Annotated in this window: 7 protein-coding genes; 3 read left to right on the plus strand and 4 right to left on the minus strand. The window is 68.7% G+C overall.

Annotated elements, in window-relative coordinates; all coding sequences use genetic code 11:
* The first annotated feature begins 30 nt into the window (after positions 1 to 30).
* The 3 genes from ACZ63E_RS39330 (at position 31) to ACZ63E_RS39340 (ending at position 3,125) form a co-directional block, all read left to right on the plus strand.
* Positions 31 to 1,578, plus strand: coding sequence for a GMC family oxidoreductase (locus ACZ63E_RS39330; RefSeq protein ID WP_465341396.1), 1,548 nt, complete (start codon positions 31 to 33; stop codon positions 1,576 to 1,578).
* Positions 1,579 to 1,788: 210 nt separating this feature from the next.
* Positions 1,789 to 2,529 (plus strand): DUF899 domain-containing protein, encoded by a 741-nt coding sequence (locus ACZ63E_RS39335; protein ID WP_465341397.1) that lies wholly within the window; start codon positions 1,789 to 1,791, stop codon positions 2,527 to 2,529.
* 161 nt (positions 2,530 to 2,690) lie between these two features.
* Entirely contained in the window at positions 2,691 to 3,125 is a 435-nt protein-coding gene (locus ACZ63E_RS39340; RefSeq protein ID WP_465341398.1) for a VOC family protein, read from the plus strand.
* Positions 3,126 to 3,221: 96 nt separating this feature from the next.
* Here the strand turns inward: ACZ63E_RS39340 and ACZ63E_RS39345 are convergent, their stop codons facing one another.
* The 4 genes from ACZ63E_RS39345 to ACZ63E_RS39360 form a co-directional block, all read right to left on the minus strand.
* Entirely contained in the window at positions 3,222 to 3,998 is a 777-nt protein-coding gene (locus ACZ63E_RS39345; RefSeq protein ID WP_465302287.1) for an acetoin reductase, read from the minus strand.
* A 68-nt stretch (positions 3,999 to 4,066) separates the two neighbouring features.
* Positions 4,067 to 4,525, minus strand: a complete 459-nt coding sequence (locus ACZ63E_RS39350; RefSeq protein WP_465302289.1) for a nitroreductase family deazaflavin-dependent oxidoreductase — start codon at positions 4,523 to 4,525, stop codon at positions 4,067 to 4,069.
* 135 nt (positions 4,526 to 4,660) lie between these two features.
* Entirely contained in the window at positions 4,661 to 6,001 is a 1,341-nt protein-coding gene (locus ACZ63E_RS39355; protein WP_465341399.1) for a nucleotide disphospho-sugar-binding domain-containing protein, read from the minus strand.
* 168 nt (positions 6,002 to 6,169) lie between these two features.
* On the minus strand, positions 6,170 to 7,354 hold the full coding sequence (locus ACZ63E_RS39360; RefSeq protein WP_465341400.1) for a macrolide family glycosyltransferase: 1,185 nt from the start codon (positions 7,352 to 7,354) through the stop codon (positions 6,170 to 6,172).
* Positions 7,355 to 7,505: the final 151 nt, after the last annotated feature.

Genomic DNA, 7,505 nt, shown 5'->3' on the forward strand with positions numbered 1-7,505 from the left:
ACCACGGACTTCCCTTTGAGGAGCGCAAGAATGTACGACTACGTCATCGTGGGCGCCGGTTCGGCGGGGGCCGTGCTCGCCACCCGGCTGAGCGAGGACCCGGACGTCCGCGTCTGCCTGGTCGAGGCGGGCGGCCCGGACGCCGAGCAGGACATCCACGTCCCGGTCGGCTTCGCCAAGCTGTTCCGGACCGACTTCGACTGGGACCACGACACGCACGAGGAGCCGCACCTGCAGCGCCGGCGCGTCTACCTCGGGCACGGCCGGGTCCTCGGCGGGTCCAGCGCCACGAACAACATGATCTACGTCCGCGGCAACCGGCTCGACTTCGACGGCTGGGGACAGCCGGGCTGGAGCTACGCCGACCTGCTTCCGTGCTTCCTGCGCGCCGAGGACAACGAGCGCGGCGAGTCGGAGTTCCACGCCACCGGCGGCCCGCTGCGGGTGTCCGACGGCCGCTCGAAGAACCCGATGTCGGCCGCGTTCGTCGACGCGGCCGCGGAGGCCGGGTTCAAGCGCAACGACGACTTCAACGGCGCCGAGCAGGACGGCTTCGGCGAGTTCCAGGTGACCCAGCGCGACGGCCGCCGGGAAAGCACCGCGACCGCCTACCTGCACCCCGCCGCGGGCCGGCCGAACCTCACGGTCGAGACGAACCTGCGGGTGCACCGGGTGCTGGTGGAGAACGGCCGCGCGGTCGGTGTCACCGGCGTCCGCCACGGCGAGGAGGTGACCGTCCGCGCCGAGCGCGAGGTGGTCGTCTCGGCCGGAGCGTACAACTCGCCGCACCTGCTGCAGCTGTCCGGGATCGGGCCGGCCGGCCTGCTCGGCGCGCTCGGCGTGCCGGTGGTCGCGGACCTGCCCGCCGTCGGCGCGAACCTGCAGGACCACGCGATGATCCCGCTCGTCTACACCCACGAGCAGCCGATCAGCCTGCTCGCCGCGGGCGCGCCGGAGAACGTCGCGAAGTACATGGAATCGGCGACCGGGCCGCTCGCCTCGAACGGCCCCGAAGCCGGTGGCTTCATCCGGACGTCGTCGGCGCTGGCCGCCCCGGACGCGGAGTTCCTGGCCGCGCCGGTGATGTTCTCCGACGGCGGCCTCGGCACGCCGACCGGGCACGCGGTGTCGTTCGGCCCGAGCATGCTGACCCCGCTCAGCCGCGGCAGCGTGTCGCTCGCTTCGCCGCACCCGACGGCGAAGCCGAAGATCGTGCACAACTACTTCGCCGAGCCCGAGGACCTGGCCGCCGCGGCCGAGGCGCTGCGGGTCGCGCTCGAGATCGCCCGGCAGCCCGCGCTGGCGCCGTACACCACGACGCCGTACCGGGTACCCGAGTCGGGCTCGGACGCGGACCTGCACGCCTACATCCGGGCGTACGCGCACTCGACGTACCACCCGGCCGGCACCTGCGCGCTCGGCGCGGTGGTCGACCCGGGGTTGCGCGTGCACGGCGTCGAGGGCCTGCGGGTCGCCGACGCCTCGGTGATGCCGACCGGGGTGCGCGGCAACCCGAACGCGGCGGTGATCGCGATCGCCGAGCGCGCGGCGGAGCTGATCCGGGAGACCGCACGATAGGAGTTGCGGCCGCGTGCCGATTCGTCACAGAATCGGCCACAAATGCACTAGCCGGCCGAGTACTGATCCGGCCAAAAGCAGGCCCGCCTTCGAGCGCCAAGCGACCGTTGCTGCGAGTCGGTTGGGCCGTGGCTGTGGTCGGATCAGTACTGAACGGCACAGTAGGCTGCCGATGCTATTTCCGCGTCGCCAGAGAGGGAAGGGGCGGCTATGAGCCTGCCGAAAATCGTTTCCCAGGACGAGTGGTACACCACGCACAAGGAATTCCTCGTCAAGGAGAAGGAGTTCACCCGGGCGAAGGACGCGCTGAGCGCGGCGCGCCGGGAACTGCCGATGACCGAGATCGAGAAGACCTACGTCTTCGACGGTCCGGAAGGCAAGCTCGACCTGGGGGACCTCTTCCAGGGCCGCCGTCAGCTCATCGTCTACCACTTCATGTTCCACCCCGACTGGGACGAAGGCTGCCCGGCCTGCTCGTTCCTCGTCGACCACTTCGGCAACTGGTCGCACCTGAACCAGCGCGACACGACGATCGCCGTCGTCTCGCGCGGGCCGCTGGCGAAGCTGCTCGCCTACCGGGAGCGGATGGGCTGGAACTTCGACTGGTACTCCTCGGGTGGCAGCGACTTCAACTACGACTTCCACGTCACCCTGGACGACAAGGTGGCGCCGCCGAACCACAACTTCGAGGACCGCGCGGCCCTCGAAGCGCGGGGCCTGACCGAGTTCCCCGGCATGGAGGTGCCCGGCATCAGCGTCTTCCTGCGCGACGGCGAGCGGATCTTCCACACGTACTCGACGTACGCGCGGGGGACCGAGGTGTTCGACTCGACGTTCCACGCGCTCGACCTGACGGCGCTGGGCCGGCAGGAGCCGTGGGAGAAGCCGGAAGACCGTTACTCCGGTCCGGTGAAGGGGATCCGCCGACACGACGAATACCCGGACGAGTAAAACCCGGTTTTCCGGCGATTAAACCTTCCGATGGCGATCGGGAAGGGCCTGCGGGCCATTCCCGGTCGCCATCTCGGCGTTCACGTGTGCGCCGCCGGGAAGGACCTCCGAAATTGCGGGGCCGCGCGGCGGAAAGTAACCGCGGCCCCTATACTGGGACCATGGGAATTCAACGACTGGACCACGTGGGCATTGTGGTCGAAGATCTCAAGGCCGCGGTCGCGTTCTTCCAGGAGCTCGGCATGGAGCTGGAAGGTGAGACGACGGTCGAAGGCAAGGCGACCGACCAGCTCATCGGGCTGGAAGGCGTCGTGTCGGACGTGGCGTTCGTCAAGACCCCGGACGGCAGCGGCCGGATCGAGCTGTCGGTGTTCCGTCAGCCGGTGGCCGAGGACTCCGCGCCCAAGGCGCCGCTGAACGTGCCGGGCATCCCGCGCATCACGTTCGTCGTCGACAACCTCAACGAGACCCTCGACCGCATGCGCGCCATCGGCACCGAGTTCGTGGGCGAGGTGGCGCGGTTCGGCAACTACTGCCTCTACTGCAACGTCCGCGGGCCCGAGGGCGTCATCGTCGGGCTGGTCGAGGAGTTCTGACCGGCGGCGCGAAAAAACGGACGCCGGCGATGTCGGGAAGAACGACATCGCCAACGTCCGTGCGGGGAGCTGCCGGGCGCCGGGAGGGCGTGCCGGCTACCGCATCACCATGCCGCCGTCGATGACGACGGACTGGCCGGTCATGAAGTCCGAGTCCGGGCCGGCCAGGTAGGACACGAAGTTCGCGACGTCCTCCGGCACCTCGACCCGGCGCAGCACGGCGCCCTGGGCGAACGTGGTCATCGTCTCGCGCGGCTCGTTGCCCAGCTTGGCGCCGAGCACCTTGTCGAGCTCCGCCCACATGTCGGTGTCGACGATGCCCGGGCAGTAGGAGTTGACGGTGATCTTGTGCTCCGCCAGCTCCATCGCCGCGCTCTGGGTGAAGCTCACGACGCCGAACTTCGTGGCCGAGTAGGCCGAGAACGCCGGGACACCGGTGTGGCCGGCGCCGGAAGCGGCGTTGATGATCTTGCCGCCACCGTTCTTCTTCATGGTCTCGGCGGCCGCCTGGATGCCGTACAGGACACCGAAGACGTTGACGCGGAACAGGTCTTCGAGGTCCTGAGGGGTGACCTCGAGCAGCTCCTTGGTCTGGCAGATGCCGGCGTTGTTCACCATGATGTCGAGCGAGCCCAGCGTGGTGAACGTTTCGTCGACGACGGCGAAGATCTTGTCCCGGTCGGACACGTCGCCGGGGACGACCACGGTCTTGCGGCCCAGGTCGTTGATCTCCTCGGCGGTCGCCTTGGCGGTGTCGGGGTTGATGTCGTTGATCGCGACGTTGGCCCCGTCCTTGGCGAGCCGCAGCGCGATCGCCTTGCCGATCCCCCGGCCGGCCCCGGTCACGAGCGCAGTTTTTCCAGCGAGAGTCAAGACCTTCTCCTTAGGTATCCGTGGTCAGTCGGGGCCACGGCGGTTTGCTGGTGATCTTCTGGTTCTTTTCACGCGGCCGATTCGGAGCCCTGCTCGACCGGGGTCAGCACAAAGAGCGGAATCGAGCGGGTGGTCATCCGGGTGTAGTCCTCGAACTCCGGCCAGGTTTCGATCGCGCGGGCCCACCACGTGGCCTGCTCGTCACCGGTGATCTCCCGCGCGACGAACTCGCCCTTGACCGAGCCGTCCTGGATCTGCACGCGGGGGTCGCTGGAAATGTTGTAGTACCAGCCGGGATGCTTGTCGGAGCCGGCCGACGAAGCGACGAGGGCGTACTGCCCCTCGTGCTCGATCCGCATCACCGGGACCTTGCGCGTCTTGCCCGTCTTCGCGCCCTTGCTCGTGAGCAGGACGACCGGCCGGTCGTTGTACAGGTAACCGTCGGTGCCGTTCGAGACTTCGTACTTCTCGACGTATTGGCTGATGTACTCGACCGGACTCGGCGAGTATTCCCCGTCTGTAGGCATGATTCCATTTTCTCAGTCGTCGCGTGGCAAGGCCAGCAGTTCGGCAAGTGCGGAGAAGGAATTGATTTTTCGATCTTTTCGACGACCGGGAGAACGGGAGCCGGCGGCGATCCCGCCGCCGGCTCCCGTTTCCGGCTACCGGCTCTTGTGCTGCGCGGCCAGCCGCTCCAGGGTCGGGACGAACTCGCTCGGGCTGGGCTGCGCCAGCCAGTCGTTGCGCAGGCGGTCGGCCTGGTCCTGGAAGTGCTGCTCGTCCAGCACGCGCAGGATCTGCTCGCGCATCACCAGCGGGTCGGGCTTGCTGACGTCCATGACGAGACCGGCGCCCGAATCCGTGACGTACCGGGCCAGTGCCGGGCCGAGGCTGTAGCGCGAGCGGCCGAGCCGGTCGCCCGAGCCCGGGGTCACGTGGATGTCGTGGCCGACGAAGTCGACGACGATCTGCCGCACGCCGTTGGCGATCGCCGGCGTGACCGTGCCCATGCCGCCGTGGTGGATGAGCAGGTCGCACGTCTGGATCAGCTGGTTGAGCGGGACGAAGTCCACGACGCGCACGTTGTCCGGGATCTTGTCGACCTTCGACAGCTGCTTCTCGTTGAGCGTCGCGACGACCTCGATGTCCAGCACCGAAACGGCTTCCAGCAGCGCCGGGATGTGCGCCCAGCCCTCGGCCATGAACGACCGCTCGGACAGGCCGAGGGAGATGGCGACGCGGGGACGCTCCGGCTTCGGGTAGATCCAGTCGGGCATGACCTGCTGCTTGGCGTGCGGGATCCAGCGCAGCGACAACGGCTTCGCGGAGACGAACGGCCCGACCGCCGGCGGCTGCGGGTTCACCGTGAACTGCCCGACCAGCAGCTCCTGGTTCACCTCGACGCCGTAGCGGTCCGCCATGCCGCGGACGGTCTCGGCGAGCGGGTTGTCGACCTCGACCCCGGACTCCTTGACCCGGTTGACGCGGTCGATGCTGGCGCAGAAGACGTCCGGACAGGTCCACCAGCGCGCCTGCGCGGCCCCGACCGCCTTGCCCGCGACCGCGCCGCCCGGCATGCAGGGGTCCCACAGCACGAGGTCGGGCTGCCAGGTGCGGAAGAAGCTCACCAGGCCGTCCATCGCGGGCATCGGCTCGGCCGGGTCACCGCGGTAGGGCAGGAAGTCCCACATCGAAGGCACGTAGTACTGCGTGAGCACGTTCCAGTGCTCCCGGTCCGGGTCGTCCTTGGTGAACGCCAGGGCTTCGGTGATCTTCTTGAGGTCGACGCGCTCGTCGACGTACGGCGACGCCGGCCCGAGCAGCGGGGTGCTGTCGGCTTCGCAGATCGACACCGGGGTCAGGCCCATCGCGGCGACCTCGTCCGCGATCGCGGGGTGGGACGTGACGACGACCTCGTGGCCCGCCGCCTTGAGCGCCCACGCGAGGGGAACCAGGGGGTAGAGATGTGCTGAAGCCGGCCAGATGACGAATGCTACGCGCATTGCGAACTCCTTAGACGTTGCCTCGGTCCGACACCACGGTCTTCCGAAACCACCTTCACGGACCACCTCGGAATTGCGGTGAGTAAAAAACTCACGTCTTCGGGCGCTTGAGTGTGGGTTTTCGGGGCATTGTTTTCACCGGGACGTCGGAAGGCGGGAACACCGGGCTCAGCGTGCGTAGGCTTCGAGGGCGTCGGCCCCCGCCTTCGCGCCACCGCAGTTCTCGATGATCTGCTGGTACCGCTTCACCCCGGCCAGGATCTCCTCGTCGTGCGTGATCTGTTCGACCGCGCTGCGCAGTGTCGCGGCGTCCAGCGTGGCGGGGTCGAGGACCCGAGAGAGGCTTTCCTGCTCGGCGCGCGTCGCGATCAGCTGGCACATCGGCACCGGCGGCACGATCACCATGGGGACACCGAGGGTCGTCGAGTCGAAGAGGGTCTTGATGCCCGTGTGCGACACGACCGCCGAGGCGTGCTTGAGGACGTCCAGCTGCGGGAAGTGCGGGCGGACGTCGAAGTTCGCCGGAATGGGGCCGAGCTCGCCGACGTCCAGCTTGTGCGCGGCCAGTGCGATGTTCCAGTCGAGGTCACCGAAGGCCTCGAAGCACGTCTTGTAGAACTGCGGGTTGTTGTTGAACAGCGTGCCGAAGGAGATGAACAGCGTCTTCTTCGCAGGGTCCGCGGGCGCCCAGGTGCCGGCCTGCAGCTCGCTGTTGTCCAGCGGCCCGATGAACTGGAACCGCTCGTCGAACGTTTCGGGGCCGTACTGGAACTCCTTGGGGATCAGCACGAGGTTCAGGCCGTCCGGCGACGTCCCTTCGAGGGCGTCGTCCTTCCACTCGACGCCGTACTCCGCCGCGGTCTCCTTCATCGCCGCGAAGTAGTTGTGCCACGGCCACCCGGGGTCCTGTGCGGTCCAGTCGTCGGCGACGGCGATGGCGTCACGCATGCCGAGGGCTTCGTTGAAGGCGAAGTGGGGCACCAGGGACGCGGCCGGCACGTCGAGGATCTTCGCCAGGATGCGGCCGGCTTCGGTGGTGAGGTCGTAGCAGAGCACGTCCGGCGGGTCGGCGGTGAACTCGCGCAGCAGGATCGGGAGGCTGTCGCGGACGCTGGTCGACATCGCGCTCAGCATCTCGTCGACGCGCTCGTCGGTCGCGCCTTCCGGCCAGAACATGGGCGGCACCTTGGCCGGGATCTCGAGGACCTTGGCACCGGTGGCCGCGACCGCGGGCACGCACTCCGGGCCCGTCGCGTAGGTGACGCGGTGGCCACGGGCCAGCAGCTCCGGGACGAGCGGGAGCATCGGGTTGACGTGGCCGTGGGCCGGCTGGACGACGATGGCGACATGCATGGGTGTGGACCCCCGGAGTAGAGGAGTTTCGACGCGAAGAACGGGTGAATCCGGCTGCGGGGGGGGGGGGGGGGGGGGGGGGGGGGGGGGGGGGGGGGGGGGGGGGGGGGGGGGGGGGGGGGGGGGGGGGGGGGGGGGGGGGGGGGGGGGG

It is taken from the genome of Amycolatopsis sp. NPDC104819, assembly GCF_055583145.1.

Excerpts from the sequence above, each read along its gene's own strand:
- ACZ63E_RS39330 (WP_465341396.1), top strand. The coding sequence starts at position 31 with ATGTACGACTACGTCATCGTGGGCGCCGGTTCGGCGGGGGCCGTGCTC.
- ACZ63E_RS39335 (WP_465341397.1), top strand. The coding sequence starts at position 1,789 with ATGAGCCTGCCGAAAATCGTTTCCCAGGACGAGTGGTACACCACGCAC.
- ACZ63E_RS39340 (WP_465341398.1), top strand. The coding sequence starts at position 2,691 with ATGGGAATTCAACGACTGGACCACGTGGGCATTGTGGTCGAAGATCTC.
- ACZ63E_RS39355 (WP_465341399.1), bottom strand. The coding sequence starts at position 6,001 with ATGCGCGTAGCATTCGTCATCTGGCCGGCTTCAGCACATCTCTACCCC.
- ACZ63E_RS39350 (WP_465302289.1), bottom strand. The coding sequence starts at position 4,525 with ATGCCTACAGACGGGGAATACTCGCCGAGTCCGGTCGAGTACATCAGC.
- ACZ63E_RS39360 (WP_465341400.1), bottom strand. The coding sequence starts at position 7,354 with ATGCATGTCGCCATCGTCGTCCAGCCGGCCCACGGCCACGTCAACCCG.